The sequence below is a fragment of the Acinetobacter sp. WCHAc060025 genome (genome assembly GCF_004209355.1).
Classification (GTDB): Bacteria; Pseudomonadota; Gammaproteobacteria; order Pseudomonadales; family Moraxellaceae; genus Acinetobacter; species Acinetobacter wuhouensis.
Window position 1 is genome coordinate 150,284 of the sequence record NZ_SGSX01000011.1, and the last position, 16,339, is coordinate 166,622.

Sequence of the window (16,339 nt, forward strand, 5' to 3'; positions counted from 1 at the left end):
ACTAATACTAGACTTAAAATGCTCGACGGCAGATGATTTTGTTCGCTAATTTTAGTATCCTATCCTATTCACTTTAACACCAATTTGGGAAATATGACCGTCGAAAATGCACCTCTGCAAGGGATTACACTGTATAGCCACGAGGATGACTTTCGCTCACATTGGATTAGATTTCTACTTGCTGAAAAGCAAATCAAATACAATTTAATTATTGTCGATGAAGATGATGAGGATTTAGCAAGCCTGAACCCATACAATCAGTTGCCAATGCTCATTGAGAATGACTTAAAACTATTTAATACCACAATTATTTCTGAATATCTTGATGATCGTTATCGTCAAAACAAACTCTATGCTGACGCCCCTGCGCCACGGGCAGAACAACGACAGTATATTTGGCGTTTAGAACAAGACTGGCTAAGACTTGCTGACATCATGTTACGTCATCCAGACACGCTTGATCAGATCGCAAGTCAAAAAGCACAAAAGCAATTACGAGATACACTTATTTCACTAACCCCTTTGTTTCAGCATTATCCTTATTTTATGTCTGAACACTTTACAATTTTAGATTGCATGTTAGCGCCAATTTTCATACGGTTAAAACAAATGGGAATTGAATTACCCAAACAGCAATGTCGTCCAATTTTTCTATACTGTCAGCGGATTTTTAGCCGCCCTGCTTTTTTGAAATCTATGACATTTCAAGAAAAAAACCGATATAGTGAATTTTTAAATCCATCGTTAGCAAATCAAAAGAGCAATTTCTAATGTCTGAACAAGAATTAAACCTCACTCCAACGCGTCCATATCTTGCCCGTGCAATTTATGAATGGATTTGCGACAATAACTTAACACCATATATGCTTGTGGATGCCACTAAACCTTATACAGATGTTCCGCAACAGTTTGTAAATGATGGACAAATTGTTTTAAATATCGTTCCTCATGCAGTACATATGCTAAATATTGGCAATGAAGCTGTGACTTTTTCAGCACGTTTTGGTGGTGTATCCAAGGACATTTATGTTCCAATGAATGCCATACTCGGACTCTATGCCAAAGAAAATGGACAAGGATTATTCTTTGATCCTGACGAATATGCCAATGTGCAAATAGATGAAGATGCTTTAAAATCAAACGTTAGCCAAGAGGCTGAAACATCAGACACAACCAAGAAGAAACCAAGTTTAAGAATCTTAGAATAGAGCAAGGAGAACTGAATGGCTTTTGATCTCGTACAATACTTCGTTGAGCAGGTAAAAATTCAAAAGCCTCAGCTCCTATCTCAGTTGTCACCTGAACAACGTCAAGCAAATATTGAGGAAATTAATGCTTTGACTTTAGGTAAATTGATCACGCTATGGCGTAAAGATGAAGACGTCCTGTACCAAGAAATTTTTACACCAAATCATCTATATATCCAAGAAATTTCACGCCATCTCACAACCTCGACACAGAACAAATCTAGTTTAGAAAAAATAGTGCTTGAACAGGCCACTACAGATATTCTTGAATTACAAATTTTAGAATTAAAACAGCTTGATACCGCAGGTAGTTTAGGTAAACGTGGTTTAAGAGAGTTGGTCATTGGTCAAATTGAACATCTTTCTGGGCAAGCTAAAGATTGGGTTTGGTCAACAAATGAACTAACCGAACTGATTGGCTCTCAACCTATTGAGCAAGAAGAGGTATCATTAGATGAAACGATGAAGGAGTTCAATCAAATGGTTAATGTTCAACATACCGATGCACACACAGATCACCCTGAAACAACTGTAATAGAAACAGTAAATCCAACTTGGGCTAAAATTGCTGAACCAATCGTGGCACTGGTTGTGTTATATATTCTTTTTGAAGCTGTTACTAAAGTATTTGCTTAGTTTTTTTAAAACATCACTTAAAAAATAAAAGCGATAGAAAGCGGTCATGATGATCGCTTTTTTTCATAATTAAAAAATTTTAATCCTTTTATTTTTTTAGTGATTAAAATCACAAGATAATACATATTCATGATTGCAACTACATTAATTTCATTTACATTAAGTTTAACTAAATAATTTATTAGAATATTTAAAATATATAATTAAATTAGGGATAGATTTTCCATAATAATTAGTGTTAATTTAAAGTTATGGAAAAATTGAATTTTAATCACAAGTTAATAATTCATAAAGAAAATATCGTTAAGGATTAAAAATCTTTAAATCATATTTATCAGCCATAGAAATACACTTGAATTTATAAAATGAAATAATCAACCATTAATTTTAATTAACAACACCTGTTAAAATAAACAGACATTTTAATTTCTAATTTGATAAGTGATATTATGAACAATCAATATATCAATATCGCAATCTCAGGGTTAGGTTTAACAACCTCTGATGATCTTAAAATAAGACTGAGAAAAATTTTACCAACGAGCATAGGTATAAATTGGACAACGATTGCTGATCAAAATATAAGCTGCATTTTGATTAATGAACAATTTTTTGAAAATTCCAATATTCAAAATATTATTCAAAATAAAAATATTCCCTATCTCAAAATTTCAAAGCATAGCGAACAAACTGAAAGCGCGGAAAATAATTTACTCTGTATTCCAATCTATGATGAATGTACTTTAAAAAACTGGGTCAATGTTAGACTTTTAAATCGTACAACTGATACAGAAGAGACAATTACGAACAATAAGATTTCGCCAGATCAAAACCAAATTAAGGACAGTGATTTTTTTGCAGCGCTCTACAAACAAGAAAGCCGTAAAATTATTTTAAGTGATCAACTGGGTACGGTTGCGATCATTGATCACTATGCACACCTTGTCTGGTTAGAGGCAACGCGTGATGAATATCAAACTGACCGCTCAATTTCCTATAAGGCGGCGACGACTTCTGACTTTATTAAAGTTTCACGAAAACGTCAGTTGAATTTAGAAAATTGGCTATTTAATCTGATCTGGAAAAATCCTGACCTTGTCAGCTTACCCCCTATAAATCATCATTATCGATTAAAGTTTTGGGTTCAGCCCAATGAAATGGATAAAAAGCTTTTGTTACAACTCACGGCTGCATTTATCCGAGGGGCTGATATTCGACATGTCTCAGATAAACTCAATATTCCTGTGACACTCGTTCAACATTTTATTTCAGCCAATTTGGCGATTCAAAATGCTGAAATCATTTCAGCAAAAGAAAGCTTATTTGATAAATCACAACCCCATGATGAGCCTTCTGAAAATAAAGGAATCTTGAAAAGCTTTTTTGGAAAACTAAAAAGTAGATTTAAGTTCTAAAGGATTACTCAAATGATTATGCAGAAATATAAAATCGTATTTGCAGGCTCTATGGGAGCAGGTAAAACTGAAGCCATTAAATCACTTTCTGAAGTTCCTGTATTGGCAACGGAAGTCTTCAATACCGATGATCAAAGCCACAAAAAACTCAATACCACTGTCGGTATTGATTATGGTGAAGTAACTCTAGATGATGGCAGTAAAGTTGGGCTTTATGGCACACCTGGACAAGGACGCTTCGACTTCATGTGGGGAGTGATCTGTAAAGGGGCGATTGGGGCAATCTTATTGATTGACCACAGCTTAGACAATTCTTTAGATGAACTCAGTTATTATATTAAAACCTTTAAACAATATAGCGATAACATTGTCATCGGCATTACCCATATTGATGATGATATGAACAAATCAACCCATCAATATCGCCAATGGCTTATGGATCATCGACTTGATTTTCCAGTATTTTTTATGGATGCTCGTCAAAAAAGCGATGTATTACTCTTGTTAGAAACCTTGATCACATCCATTGAAGTCAAATACTTATAGTGGCTTTTGAATCGTAGTTTGCGACTTTCCTTGTGCTTTAGACTGATACATCAGCACATCTGCTTGATGCGTTGCTTCATCCATATTTTCAGGTAACTTATTATAAATATGGATCCCCATGCTGAAATCCACACCAAACTGTTGTTTCAATCCACTCAACCCAAATCGTTCACGCAGTCTTTTTGCATAATCTTCAATGCCTGACAAGTCTGTATCGTGTAAAATCACCACGAACTCATCTCCTCCCAAACGAGCAACCACATCTGAATGACGTGTTGCCTGCTGAAGCACTTGCGCAAATTCAATCAATACCGCATCACCTTTACTATGCCCATAGGTATCATTCACAGCCTTAAAGCCATCTAAATCAATGATTCCCACAGCCAGTGTTTGTTCTTTTTTAGGGTTTCTCTTTTTTAATATCTGATATTCTAAATTCAAAGCACGTGTATTATTTAAAGATGTCAAAGAGTCCTTCATTGCCATCAAAGTCATATCATTTAAATTTCTTTTGATTCTCAGCAATAAAAACGCCACTGTACTAAAAAAAACCAGTCTGACACAGGCATTCCAGAAAGGAATTATAGGATTTGAATAATGATGACCTGCACCATAATCTGCATATAACCATGTCAATGCAGATAAAATGACAGTCGCAATCACGATATATTTATTGTCATACCATGCTGCGATTGAAACTGGGATTAAATAGAAAACTGCAAAGGAATACTCATAACCTGTTGCGAGGTCAATGATTCCCCAAGTTAATATAATAAGCAGAAGAGTCAAACGACGAATAACAGATGAATCAATAAATAAAAATGTCTCCAATTGTTTAATCATATAACCCTATCCTTGATGACAAAACACAAACGAATCAACATGATTCAAAGCAAACTTTATTAAAAATTAAAATATTCAATAAAACAATGTAATTTATATAATTATTTTTAAAAATTCTGAGGGTGAGTGGGAAAACACAACTCTGGTTTACTTCAACTATTAAAACTTGGTAAGTTTTAATCCTATTGCCTATATACTTTTGATCTATAGCGTCCTAAGCCGAATCGAGACCTTTTGGGTATGTACTACACGCACGTTGTACGCAACTGGTAGCAATCTACTCTTTCCGATCCCTTCACCCTTGATGTAAATATTAGCGAAACTGAGTCAGAATTATTTCCCTATGATTCAGCGTTTTTGGGTAAATAGAGGAAATTTTCCCGCGTATTGCAATAAACAAAGAATTTTTTATTCTCAAGTAATTTTTAATCCCATTTTATTCTCATAAACCACAACTTATAAGAAATATATTTCTCACACATTTAAAACATTAAATTTTTTCAAAGACGCCGTCATTATTTCTTTTTGCTCATCTCAGACAACAAGTCCAATTGAATCTCCTGAATTTTGGCGAGTTTATCCCACTGATGCATCAATAGATGATCAATTTTTTCATGTAAATGACGTATTTCTAATTCTGCCTTTAAATTGATCTGATAATCATTTTGTGAGCGTAAACGATCTTTTGCTTCTTGACGATTTTGACTCATCATAATGATGGGAGCTTGCACAGCAGCTAGGCATGACAAAATCAAATTCAGCAGAATAAATGGATAAGGATCAGCTGGTTGTTTCACCATAACAACGGTATTCACTAAAATCCAAATCGTCAAAAATAGTGTGAAGCAAATTAAAAAAGCCCAACTACCACCAAAAGTCGCTATTTTGTCCGCAAGTCTCTCCCCCAGTGACCAATTTTGTTCAACTTGCCCTTCGGTATTTTTTGTTATCAATTCATGTTGTTGCATACTATTTAAGACTTCATACTCAAGGTTTGAAACTTCCCCTTGCTCAGATTGAAGTAATGTTTGCACATACTGCATACGATATTTGGTTAAATCTGCTTTACATATAAAATCTTGCTTGGAACAATCGGGGTAATCTTTAATAATTTCTTCCATAATCACGCTACGAATCGCACCCAAAGGAACAAGGTGATGCTGTGGGAAAGATTGCTTACATACCAAACAGACGTGATTTTCAATTTTTCCATTCATCAAATGATCCCCTTATGATTGAAATACGAAATATTTTTCATTTATTTAGGATATTTTAAAATGGATTAAACATCTGATCTATCTTAGGATTGCTTTTATTTTAAAATGCTTAGTTTCTTAATGCTTTAGATTTTTAATTTCTTATTATTTACAACGAATTTTTTAGGGCGAGTGGGAAAACACAACTCTGGTTTACTTCAACTATTAAAACTTTGTAAGTTCTAATCCTATTGCCTATACACTTTTGATCTATAGCGTCCTAAGCCGAATCGAGACCTTTTGGGTATGTACTACACACACGTTGTACGCAACTGGTAGCAATCTACTCTTTCCGATCCCTTCACCCTTGATGTAAATATTAACCAATTCGGCTCGGGATTATTTCCCTGAGATTGCCCCAATTAAAGTTTATTTGAAAAATTTTCCCAAATAATTTCACTATAAAAGAAAAAAATTCCAAATAGACATTATTCATGATTTTTTATTGCAAAAAACCATGAATATCTGCAAATTTAAACATCAAGTTTAAGTGGGTAAATCATTCAACATCATCAATTAGGCGAGACGTTGCTCTTGTAGCTTTTTCTTGTGCAATAATTGCTTATATTGCTCAGTCATTGCCTCAACATTCTCTTTTAAGAATAAATCTAGCTGCTCGGATACCTTGGCTTGATTTAAATTTTTATAAACCAAGTCATAGTTTTTCTTACGTGTTAACAAGCCTAAAAACTCTTTATTTTCAGTCACCACTTGAATATTACTTTCAACTTGAAAGACGGGTTCTGATTGACTGGACTGGGTATTGAGCTGAATATCCAGATACTGCTGTGTTTCAGTATTTAATACAGCAAAGGAAATTTCAGTCTTATTCAATGGACTCATAAATATTCGACGCCAATTTATGGCATAAAACTTCGCCTGAATTTGGTTAATGTCATCTGTTTCAAATGACTGGGTATTTTGCTCAGGCAAATTAATTTCGACCTCAAATTTACTCATTGTATTCACCTATCCATGTGATATTTGTATTATGGTTAATTTAATAGCACTTATATAACTGTTTTAAAACAATTATCTTATGTTAACGCATTAAAATTTCTTGAATTTTAATGGCTATTTTTCACACTTTCACATCGTTTTTTTGACGTAGTTTTGCTTAGTTTTTATACGCCTTTGGTCTATATGCCTTTTAGACGTATTTATAATTTAACTGCATTGTTTAAGTTTGATCGCACTGCCCTTGTGAATAACACCAAAACAGTGCGTAGACATAGATACCAATTATTTACAGCATATTTGACACAGGCTTATTTTCTCACGTGGCCAATTGGTTCTTGCTCTTTTTAGCGCCAGATCCCAAGTTGCAAAGAAGCCCAATTGGTTTTGATTTTTAGCCATAGGTAAATGTTCACAACCTTTGCTCATGTTATGAATTTCATACGCACCATTGGCTTGTGCTTCGGAATTGATAATGAATCTGTCCATATAAAGTTCCCCCAAAATTTATTTCACAAGTGTTTAATTTATTAATCCATACAATAAGTATGCCTTTTATTGATCCCATACTAAAAATATGGTTTTATTGAGCAAAAATCAATCCTTTATTACTGAAATTTATTCTTTTTTTAATTTCAAATTGTAAATATAAAACAATTACTTAATTTATTGTTCTAATGTTAAAAATGCACTCTAAGAGTGCATTTAAGATGGGACGATAGTCATTGTAGTGTTTAGGATAATGGGCTGACCGCATTCTCTTTTTTCTTTTTCATCACCCAGCGTACAACAATGATCATGGCAATAATACCAACAATCACCACCAAAACAGGGACAACAAAAGACAGTAATGAAACGACGAGCGCACTGATCCACTCTCCTGTCGATACTACAGGGTTTGCGATCCCACCTGTGGTTGCTGTGGATACGCCACGTACGGCAACGGTACTGAGTTGTACTGCAGATGCTGTTCCACCACCCACAATCAGTGCTGCTGCCCAACTGGTAAATTGTGACATTTCACCTGTACTCACAGCCATAGTTGTCAGTGTTCCTGCGACTAATGCGGCTGGTGTTGCAATGGTATCGAGTACATTGTCGACCCAAGGTACATAGTAAGCCCCGATTTCACAGACTGTCGCCACTGCAAGCCCGATACAGACCGATGGCATCGTGAGCCATTCAAAACCTTTCATCGGTTCAAACCATCCCATGATGGCTGCAACACTCATGACCAATAAAGGTACAAATACACGAAAACCGCATGCCGCACTTAGACCAATACCAATACATAGACTGAGGATTGTTTCGATCATGACGTGTCTTCCTTGTTTTATTTATTGTTTAAACTTTTTATACGTTAACAAAAAAGCCCTATGGGATGATAGGGCTTTTTCTTAAAACAGTGAGTAACTGTTTTGTTGGTGCTGCTTAGGCATTCTTGTTGTTGAATTGATTGCCAAGGCATTTGGTACACGGTGGTAGACGATCTGTACCAATTTCTAAGTAGGTGCGGTGTCCGCATTTGACACAAAAATAGAAGCCTGTTCCGGGTTTTTGACCAGCAGTAACCATTTTTGTTCTCCATAGGTATTTAGAAATGGTGAATTCAGTATACTGCTATCGAAGTAAATGTCTATTGTCTATTTTGCAAAATGATGGTGTCATTTTTGCAAGAAATGACTTAAACGAATTTATTGTCAGTTTTATTGCAATTTTGAGATATAAATCGCCACTTTTTGTTTTTTCTTCGCTTATTTTTTCCAAATTGAATCGAATTTTCTATGCAATTCTATTTGTTTCAATTTATTTCTGCATATCGAGTGGCATGCCGTCTGCTCCAAATACTACGCCTCGTTCTTTGAGTTTTTCACAGGCTGCGTGATGGACAACGCCCCGTTTGCTGACTTTGGTTTCGAGTAGTCTGCGTAGTGTGGCTTCGCTGACGTTGGCATGGTGGACGACTTCCATGCGTACTCCCCAAAATTTGTCGTTTGCAAAGCGGTCAAGGATTTCGGCATCTGCATCGGGGTTCATGGCAGCTGTGGCTCGAATCGCTTGATTAGGGTCTGTTAAGAAAGGTTCGAGTTCGGCTGTATTGGCTGCGCCACTTGCCAAAATATAGCGACGTTCCTCTTCGGCTTTTTGTTCGGGGGATTTTTTGGGCATTTTAATCTCTAATATTTTCTAATTTTAATATATTACAGTTCTTCACGCTCTTGTGGTGGTTCATCCTCCCTTTCTTCGGAATAAAAATCAAAAGGCATTTCAGAAAGTGAATTAAACAGCTTTTCTATGCCAATGGTTTCATCTTGAAGTACATTTTCTTCAATTTTAGGAAGAGTTTCTTTTTCTTTAGTCATTTTTAAACTCCTAATTTTCTAGAGTTTTAGTTCCACCACAAATGGATGGAACTAGATAGTAATTTAGCTTGATTCAAATTTTGATAATAGATAATTAATTAGGAATCCCTTTTCGGGCTTGATTCAAAAACCAATGACCTATTTTTTCAATAAATCCCCATACATCTTCATCCTCAGGTTTTATATATTCAGATGTATAAGGGTCTTCTCCCATCTTCTCAAAAATTTCAATTAACCAATTTGGACCATGCCCACGAACATTTAACCTATTTAACCATGACTCTAACTCGCCATTTGGTACTACAAATAAACCATATTCTGCAAGTTTCTCAAAAAGATTTGATAGAGCTTCTTTATCTTGACCATCTAAAATATTAATTCCTCCATCTTTCTTCATATTTTTGCCAGAATCTGTGAATTTCTTATTAATTGCTTGGCGAGTATGTGCTAATGCCTGTTTTTCAATTTCAGGGAATGAAGCACTATCTAAGAAGTCCGCCCAAACACTTCCTCCTTCTTTTAAAATATCAATATCCACAATGCCAGCAACAGGAATACCTAAACTACGCAATGGTTTAATAATAGTTTTAACTGTTTGTTTATTTTGAGCATTAAGAAATAAACAATTAGGAATACCTTTATCGCTAAATTTTAAAAGCCTATCATTTATTTCTTGATAAAAAGCACGATCAGCATCTGACTCAGTTACAATAACAAATTCATAGAATAATGCGCTTAGTACACCTACTGAACGAAGTAAAGGGTTTCTCATTAATGTCAAAATATCATCATTGGGTAGAATCCTTGAAGTAGCAACTTCATCCCTATATGTTAAGCGCACTATATTCACAGGTGTTCCAGACTGAATACATCCCATAATAAAATTTGGACTATGTGTTGCCACAAACAGTCTCTTTTCTGAATGAGACATAATGCCTGCTACTTCTTTACCTAGCTTAAATGCTAAGGATGGATGTAAAAAAGCTTCTGGCTCATCCATTAGAAGAACAGATGGATCACCCGCCACCATTTCTATAACCATTCCCGTAAATGCTTTAACACCATCACTTGCATAATCTATAGGCTCAGCATTTTTATGAAAGTTTACAGCAGCTTCATGAATGCCTCTTTCCTCTAATTCATTTTCTGGACTTTTTTTAGATAACCTTAATGATAGTTGCCCTAGATTTGTTGGATCTATAACTAGATATTTTTCAAAGGCTTCATAAATTATTCTTCGAACTTCATATCTTTTTTCATTATTTCTAAATAACATTTGAAAACTAGAATGTGCAGGATCTTGAAGATTTCCAGCCCCCTGAGCATTAACCATATTAATTCTATTATTACCATTTAATATCAATGTATTATATCTTAAATAAGATGTACAAAATTGATAAAGATTTTGTGTGGGATTAACTAATGCCATTTTATACGATGTTAAATGTACTTGCTGTCTTTCACCATTTCGCCCCAATAGAATATGGTCATTATGAATGACTTCATTAAAAGCTGGTTCAAGTTTTAACTTATTTATTACATTTTCAATTTGATCATCTGAAACGGCTGCTAATTGAATATTATCAATTATTTTATTATTTGAGTTTTGGTCACCACTTACACAAAACTGATGTATTTCTCTTAGAATTTGACTTTTCCCTGAATTATTTGGTCCAACAAATACAGTAATTGGTAAAGTATTTACTATTGTTTGTTCAACATTCAATGCACGACCAAATTTTAACTTAACATTCTTAATCATAATCATTACTAAAAATAAAACCCCACACAAATGTAGGGTCTTTTTACAACAAAATCAATTATTTCAGCTTAAAATCTCAAGCCACATTCCCTTCCAAGAAATCCTGTGCAAAGCGTTGTAATACACCACCCGCTTCATACACATGTACTTCTTCTTCGGTATCCAAACGACAGGTTACAGGCACTTTCACGATCTCATTTTGACCATCAGTCGTAGAACGCTCAATCACCAAAGTTAAAGTCGAACGCGGTGCGATATTACCAATCACGCTATACAACTCAGTACCATCAAGCTTTAACGTCTTACGGTCAACACCTGCTTTAAACTCAAGCGGTAACACGCCCATACCTACAAGGTTAGTACGGTGAATACGCTCAAAACCTTCCGCAACAATCACTTCTACACCGGCAAGACGCACACCTTTAGCTGCCCAGTCACGGCTTGAACCTTGACCATAATCTTTACCGGCGATAATGATCAAAGGTTGCTTACGGTTCATATACGTTTCGATCGCTTCCCACATACGCATCACTTCGCCCTCAGGCTCAACACGTGCTTTAGAACCCTGCTTGATCGTACCATCAGAACGAACCACCATTTCATTAAACAATTTCGGATTCGCAAATGTTGCACGTTGCGCAGTTAAATGGTCACCACGGTGCGTTGCGTATGAGTTAAAGTCTTCCTCAGGTACGCCCATTTTATGCAGATATTCACCTGCTGCCGAATCCATCAAGATGGCATTCGATGGTGACAAGTGATCTGTCGTGATATTGTCAGGAAGAATTGCAAGCGGACGCATATTTGCCAAAGTACGTGGCGCAGCCAAAGCACCTTCCCAGTACGGCGGACGGCGGATATAGGTACTTTGCGGACGCCAGTCATACAACGGACTCGCAGCCTGTACGCGCTCACCCAAATCAAACATTGGGATATACACTTTCTTAAACTGTTCAGGTTTAACCGCCACTTTCACAAGTGCATCAATTTCTTCATCTGATGGCCAGATGTCTTTTAAGTAAATCGGATTACCATCTTTGTCATTGCCCAATGAATCCGTTTCGATGTCAAAACGAATCGTACCTGCAATTGCATACGCAACAACTAACGGTGGAGAAGCCAAGAACGCTTGTTTTGCATAAGGATGGATACGACCATCGAAGTTACGGTTACCTGAAAGTACCGCAGTTGCGTACAAGTCACGATCAATGATTTCCTGTTGAATCACAGGATCTAACGCACCAGACATACCGTTACACGTTGTACATGCATATGCCACGATACCGAAACCGAGTTTTTCAAGATCGCCCAATACGCCTGCTTCTTCAAGATATAAAGCCGCTGCTTTAGAACCTGGTGCAAATGATGATTTCACCCAAGGTTTGCGTACTAAACCAAGTTCATTGGCTTTACGAGCAAGCAAACCCGCCGCAACAGTATTACGTGGGTTAGACGTATTGGTACAAGAGGTAATCGCCGCAATGATCACCGCACCATCCGGCATTAAACCTTCAGCTTCCTGCGCGCGAGCCGCTTCCAAGTTACCTGCAATACCTTTCGCTTTTAAATCAGCAGTTGATACACGTGCATGTGGGTTTGAAGGACCTGCGATATTACGAGTGACTTGCGATAAATCGAAACGTAAAACACGTGGATATTCCGCTTGTTTCATATCCGATGCCCAAAGACCAATTTCTTTAGCATAAGTTTCAACAAGTTTAACCTGATCTGCTTCACGACCTGTCAGGGTTAAATAATCAATGGTGTTCTGGTCGATGTAGAACATTGCCGCAGTTGCGCCATATTCTGGGGTCATGTTGGAAATCGTTGCACGATCACCGACTGACATGCTGTCCGCACCTTCACCGAAAAATTCTAAATATGCACCAACCACACGTTCTTTACGTAAGAATTCTGTCAATGCTAATACGATGTCAGTCGCAGTAATGCCCGCTTGACGCTGACCCACAAATTCTACACCGATAATGTCTGGAAGACGCATCCAAGATGCACGACCCAACATTACATTTTCAGCTTCGAGTCCTCCGACACCAATCGAGATCACGCCAAGTGCATCAGTATGTGGTGTATGAGAATCTGTACCTACACAAGTGTCTGGGAATGCCACGCCTTCACGGTTTTGCACTACTGGAGACATTTTCTCCAAGTTGATCTGGTGCATGATGCCGTTACCCGCAGGAATTACGTCGACATTTTCAAACGCAGTTTTTGTCCATTCGATGAAGTGGAAACGGTCTTCGTTACGACGGTCTTCCACAGCACGGTTTTTCTCAAATGCATCAGGGTCAAAACCACCGTATTCCACTGCCAAAGAGTGATCTACGATCAACTGAGTCGGTACAACTGGGTTTACTTTTGAAGGATCGCCACCTTGGTCGGCAATCGCATCACGCAGACCTGCAAGGTCAACTAACGCTGTTTGTCCAAGAATGTCATGGCACACCACACGTGCAGGATACCAAGGGAAATCATGGTCTTGTTTACGGTTAATCAGTTCTTTTAAAGATTGTTCGAGAATGGCTGGGTCACAGCGACGGACTAGCTGTTCAGCCAATACTTTTGAAGTATATGGAAGTTTCGCGTATGCGCCTGGCTGGATGTCTTCAACGGCTTGACGCACATCGAAGTATTCGAGCTGGGTACCTTGCAGTGGTTTGCGGTAATTGTTATTCATTGAATTGTGCCTCTTGCATCATTTTGTACTGCGTGTCTGATGCTCGAATAGTACACTGCCGAAAACCCATTTCCCAAATCGTTTATATTTCATAAGCTTAGATATAAAAACAGGGGTTTTGGAAATATTTAGTAACATCTTGCTCGAATTATTTTTCTTAAATGTGCATTTTTTATAAAAATAGCGGAAAATAAGGCTAATTCTTTAGTATTAGATTTAAATTGGATGAATATTTCATGAGCAATTTAGCGTTCTCCTCTTTCACCCTGATCGGTGTCGATGCACAAAAATTCCTGCAAGGACAAGTGACTGTAAATACAGAAGCTTTGGCTGAAAATGTATCGCAATACACTGCAATTTGTGATTTGAAAGGTCGTATTCATTTTGGTTTATGGTTAAAAAAACGTAATCCTGAAGAATTTGAAATCGTGACCACGCAAGATCAAGCGGAAGAATTTGCCAAACATATTAAAAAATATGGTGCATTTTCTAAGATGAAACTTGAGCAAATTGGCGCTGTTTTTCCGACTGTAAATGGCACGACAACTGACTTTTCTGACAGTGAAACTGATATTTCTGCTTGGGAAATTGCTGCGATTCAAAATGGTCAAGCTTATATCAATCAAGCGATTGAAGGTTTATTCCAACCTCAGGAATTGCGTTTGCATCAACGTGGTGCTGTGAATTATGACAAGGGTTGTTATTTGGGTCAGGAAGTGATTGCACGTCTTTGGTTTAAGGCTAAACCGAAAGCGTGGTTACATGTAATTCAAGGTTCAGGTGATGTTCCTGCACAAGGTGAACAGTTGAATAAAGGTGTTCAAGTGGTGAATAGCACTGCTTTTGAAAATGGTTTTATCGCGCTTGTGGTTGCTCGTCCTGAGGCATTGACTGAGCTTGAAGTGACTGTTTTAGACTTGCCTGAAAGTTTAAGTGGTGATGTAGCTAGACCGCAGTAAGTGTTTAACTTATTGATAAATTATTGTTATATTAGCTCACAATAGTGAGCTTTATAACGAATAAATCATGCCTGAACCAATTTCAACTACACTAACTTTATTAGCACTACGACCTATACTTTCTGAAATTGCAAAAAATACAAATACATTTCTAAGCACAGAGTTTGAGAAACGCTTTAATCTTAAAAAATTTTCAATTAATAACCAACAACTCGTAGATTCTATTGAAAAAATAGGATTAGTAAAAACTCTTTTTACAGGTGCTGAAAAGCCTGTAGACTTACATAGTTTCTTTTATTCCCCATATATCACGACAAAAGATGGTATCTGTACAATACATTCTTTAGATCAAATAACTACCGAACATAGTATTTTAATTGAAGCTACTGTTGGACAAGGAAAATCCATTTTAATGCGATACTTGGCCTTGAAAGAAGCCTCAAAAAACTCAAGAATTCCTATTTTCATTGAACTAAAAAACATATCAAAAGAAAAAAGCCTTGAATATCTAATTAAAGAAAAAATTGAAGCATGGATAAATAACATCACAGATGAACAAGTAAAATTCATATTACAATCAGGAAATGTTTCGTTATTTCTTGATGCCTTTGATGAAATAAGTAAAGATTACATCCATGACACGCTTTCAACAATAGAAAATTTAGCAAATAATTTTTCCAATTTAAAACTCATCGTAAGTAGTAGACCTGAACACGAAATAAAATTTTCTAATTTTTTTGAATCAATTCAAGTAAACCCATATGATAGTGAAGATCAAAAAAAAATTGATTCATATCCTTGTTGATGATCCTGAAGCACAATTAACTTTAATTAACTCAATAGAAAATAGCACTCCTGAAATTCAGCAACTATTAACTACGCCATTAATGATTGGATTATATGTAAAAAAATTTAATGCAGACTTCTCACCTCCTGAAAATATCACTAGTTTCTATCGCAATATTTTTGAAGTTGTAGCGACAACACATGATAGAACTAAAGGTGGGTTTACTCGAAAAAGTTCATCAAACCTCATGCAAGATAAGTTAGAGCAGATTTTTGAAAGATTTTGCTTTGAATGCTATAAAAAAGACCAAACCGCATTTGATAAATCTCAAATCATTGAAATTCTAGATTTAACTTTAAAGAAACTGAATATTGACAAATGTTCATCAATTCAAATATTAGATGATTTTTGTGATTACCTTTGTTTAATTGCTAAAGATGGTCTGAGTTATACTTTTATTCATAGAAGTATATTCGAATACTATGTAGCTTTCTTTTTTAGTAAACTTAATAAAGAGAATGCTGAAAGAGTGATCCCCAAAATTTTAAACACAAATATTTTGAATTTTTTAAAACATTTGAATATTTATTATTTCAATTTATTTTATTTAAAAAGTGAATTAGAGTTTATTTTAAATTTATTTGAAATAAGGCATAAAAAATATGACATAAAACAAGTGTTACCAAAACAATTCTTAACAATGTTCTTTATTGGAAAGCAAAAGGTAATCAATGATTCAAAACCAGTTCTTATAATGAAACGCGAAAATTTCGATATTATTAGAAACCATAGTTATTTAGATAATGAATTTTTTTCAGAAATTTTCAGCCATATCTCTCAAAGCTATTCATATACTGGAATCTACATTTCAAG

The 16,339-nt window shown here is 35.9% G+C and carries 18 protein-coding genes; 8 read left to right on the top strand and 10 right to left on the bottom strand.

What is annotated here, in order from left to right:
• Positions 1-93: 93 nt before the first annotated feature.
• The 5 genes from EXE09_RS11140 (at position 94) to EXE09_RS11160 (ending at position 3,844) form a co-directional block, all read left to right on the top strand.
• Positions 94-771, top strand: coding sequence for a glutathione S-transferase N-terminal domain-containing protein (locus EXE09_RS11140; protein WP_130117318.1), 678 nt, complete (start codon positions 94-96; stop codon positions 769-771).
• Positions 771-1,208 (top strand): ClpXP protease specificity-enhancing factor, encoded by a 438-nt coding sequence (locus tag EXE09_RS11145; RefSeq protein ID WP_087552314.1) that lies wholly within the window; start codon positions 771-773, stop codon positions 1,206-1,208. The genes EXE09_RS11140 and EXE09_RS11145 overlap by 1 nt, the downstream gene beginning before the upstream one ends.
• Before the next feature lie 15 nt (positions 1,209-1,223).
• The gene (locus EXE09_RS11150) at positions 1,224-1,883 is read left to right on the top strand and encodes a hypothetical protein (RefSeq protein ID WP_130117319.1); all 660 of its coding nucleotides are present in this window, start codon (positions 1,224-1,226) and stop codon (positions 1,881-1,883) included.
• A 449-nt stretch (positions 1,884-2,332) separates the two neighbouring features.
• Positions 2,333-3,298, top strand: coding sequence for a hypothetical protein (locus EXE09_RS11155; RefSeq protein ID WP_130117320.1), 966 nt, complete (start codon positions 2,333-2,335; stop codon positions 3,296-3,298).
• A 12-nt stretch (positions 3,299-3,310) separates the two neighbouring features.
• Positions 3,311-3,844, top strand: a complete 534-nt coding sequence (locus EXE09_RS11160; protein WP_087552312.1) for a GTP-binding protein — start codon at positions 3,311-3,313, stop codon at positions 3,842-3,844.
• On the opposite strand, the gene EXE09_RS11165 is transcribed toward EXE09_RS11160, so the two are convergent.
• The 10 genes from EXE09_RS11165 to acnD all read right to left on the bottom strand — a co-directional run bounded on the left by EXE09_RS11165 (position 3,839) and on the right by acnD (position 13,720).
• Positions 3,839-4,687, bottom strand: a complete 849-nt coding sequence (locus tag EXE09_RS11165) for a GGDEF domain-containing protein (RefSeq protein WP_130117321.1) — start codon at positions 4,685-4,687, stop codon at positions 3,839-3,841. The two genes, EXE09_RS11160 and EXE09_RS11165, sit on opposite strands and share 6 nt — an antisense overlap.
• A gap of 515 nt (positions 4,688-5,202) precedes the next feature.
• Positions 5,203-5,904 (bottom strand): DUF1003 domain-containing protein, encoded by a 702-nt coding sequence (locus EXE09_RS11170; RefSeq protein WP_068974934.1) that lies wholly within the window; start codon positions 5,902-5,904, stop codon positions 5,203-5,205.
• 555 nt (positions 5,905-6,459) lie between these two features.
• A complete protein-coding gene (locus EXE09_RS11175; RefSeq protein ID WP_068974935.1) occupies positions 6,460-6,903 on the bottom strand; it encodes a hypothetical protein in 444 nt (147 codons plus the stop codon).
• Positions 6,904-7,185: 282 nt separating this feature from the next.
• Positions 7,186-7,389 (bottom strand): hypothetical protein, encoded by a 204-nt coding sequence (locus EXE09_RS11180; protein ID WP_130117322.1) that lies wholly within the window; start codon positions 7,387-7,389, stop codon positions 7,186-7,188.
• Positions 7,390-7,634: 245 nt separating this feature from the next.
• Complete coding sequence (locus tag EXE09_RS11185; RefSeq protein ID WP_130117331.1) at positions 7,635-8,213, bottom strand: DUF4126 domain-containing protein; 579 nt, start codon at positions 8,211-8,213, stop codon at positions 7,635-7,637.
• 118 nt (positions 8,214-8,331) lie between these two features.
• Positions 8,332-8,475: a zinc ribbon-containing protein gene (locus EXE09_RS11190; RefSeq protein ID WP_086322766.1), complete on the bottom strand. Its 144-nt coding sequence runs from the start codon at positions 8,473-8,475 to the stop codon at positions 8,332-8,334.
• Between the two features lie 231 nt (positions 8,476-8,706).
• Positions 8,707-9,069: a hypothetical protein gene (locus EXE09_RS11195; RefSeq protein WP_130117323.1), complete on the bottom strand. Its 363-nt coding sequence runs from the start codon at positions 9,067-9,069 to the stop codon at positions 8,707-8,709.
• Positions 9,070-9,101: 32 nt separating this feature from the next.
• The gene (locus tag EXE09_RS18820; RefSeq protein ID WP_165382058.1) at positions 9,102-9,263 is read right to left on the bottom strand and encodes a hypothetical protein; all 162 of its coding nucleotides are present in this window, start codon (positions 9,261-9,263) and stop codon (positions 9,102-9,104) included.
• 94 nt (positions 9,264-9,357) lie between these two features.
• On the bottom strand, positions 9,358-11,025 hold the full coding sequence (locus EXE09_RS11200; RefSeq protein WP_130117324.1) for an ATP-dependent nuclease: 1,668 nt from the start codon (positions 11,023-11,025) through the stop codon (positions 9,358-9,360).
• A gap of 76 nt (positions 11,026-11,101) precedes the next feature.
• A complete protein-coding gene (gene acnD / locus EXE09_RS11205) occupies positions 11,102-13,720 on the bottom strand; it encodes a Fe/S-dependent 2-methylisocitrate dehydratase AcnD (protein WP_130117325.1) in 2,619 nt (872 codons plus the stop codon).
• Between the two features lie 236 nt (positions 13,721-13,956).
• On the opposite strand from acnD, the gene EXE09_RS11210 reads away from it, so the two are divergent.
• The 3 genes from EXE09_RS11210 to EXE09_RS11220 all read left to right on the top strand — a co-directional run.
• Positions 13,957-14,679, top strand: coding sequence for a YgfZ/GcvT domain-containing protein (locus EXE09_RS11210; RefSeq protein WP_130117326.1), 723 nt, complete (start codon positions 13,957-13,959; stop codon positions 14,677-14,679).
• Between the two features lie 67 nt (positions 14,680-14,746).
• A complete protein-coding gene (locus EXE09_RS11215; RefSeq protein WP_130117327.1) occupies positions 14,747-15,484 on the top strand; it encodes an NACHT domain-containing protein in 738 nt (245 codons plus the stop codon).
• The coding region (locus EXE09_RS11220) for an NACHT domain-containing protein (protein WP_130117328.1) at positions 15,441-16,339 on the top strand (899 nt) is incomplete at its 3' end. The genes EXE09_RS11215 and EXE09_RS11220, both read left to right, overlap by 44 nt.

Bases quoted from the DNA above. Each gene is read 5' to 3' on its own strand.
- EXE09_RS11150 (WP_130117319.1), top strand. From the start codon at position 1,224: ATGGCTTTTGATCTCGTACAATACTTCGTTGAGCAGGTAAAAATTCAA.
- EXE09_RS11140 (WP_130117318.1), top strand. From the start codon at position 94: ATGACCGTCGAAAATGCACCTCTGCAAGGGATTACACTGTATAGCCAC.
- EXE09_RS18820 (WP_165382058.1), bottom strand. From the start codon at position 9,263: ATGACTAAAGAAAAAGAAACTCTTCCTAAAATTGAAGAAAATGTACTT.
- EXE09_RS11200 (WP_130117324.1), bottom strand. From the start codon at position 11,025: ATGATTAAGAATGTTAAGTTAAAATTTGGTCGTGCATTGAATGTTGAA.
- EXE09_RS11170 (WP_068974934.1), bottom strand. From the start codon at position 5,904: ATGAATGGAAAAATTGAAAATCACGTCTGTTTGGTATGTAAGCAATCT.
- acnD (WP_130117325.1), bottom strand. From the start codon at position 13,720: ATGAATAACAATTACCGCAAACCACTGCAAGGTACCCAGCTCGAATAC.
- EXE09_RS11175 (WP_068974935.1), bottom strand. From the start codon at position 6,903: ATGAGTAAATTTGAGGTCGAAATTAATTTGCCTGAGCAAAATACCCAG.
- EXE09_RS11195 (WP_130117323.1), bottom strand. From the start codon at position 9,069: ATGCCCAAAAAATCCCCCGAACAAAAAGCCGAAGAGGAACGTCGCTAT.
- EXE09_RS11160 (WP_087552312.1), top strand. From the start codon at position 3,311: ATGATTATGCAGAAATATAAAATCGTATTTGCAGGCTCTATGGGAGCA.
- EXE09_RS11155 (WP_130117320.1), top strand. From the start codon at position 2,333: ATGAACAATCAATATATCAATATCGCAATCTCAGGGTTAGGTTTAACA.
- EXE09_RS11210 (WP_130117326.1), top strand. From the start codon at position 13,957: ATGAGCAATTTAGCGTTCTCCTCTTTCACCCTGATCGGTGTCGATGCA.
- EXE09_RS11180 (WP_130117322.1), bottom strand. From the start codon at position 7,389: ATGGACAGATTCATTATCAATTCCGAAGCACAAGCCAATGGTGCGTAT.
- EXE09_RS11215 (WP_130117327.1), top strand. From the start codon at position 14,747: ATGCCTGAACCAATTTCAACTACACTAACTTTATTAGCACTACGACCT.
- EXE09_RS11165 (WP_130117321.1), bottom strand. From the start codon at position 4,687: ATGATTAAACAATTGGAGACATTTTTATTTATTGATTCATCTGTTATT.
- EXE09_RS11190 (WP_086322766.1), bottom strand. From the start codon at position 8,475: ATGGTTACTGCTGGTCAAAAACCCGGAACAGGCTTCTATTTTTGTGTC.
- EXE09_RS11145 (WP_087552314.1), top strand. From the start codon at position 771: ATGTCTGAACAAGAATTAAACCTCACTCCAACGCGTCCATATCTTGCC.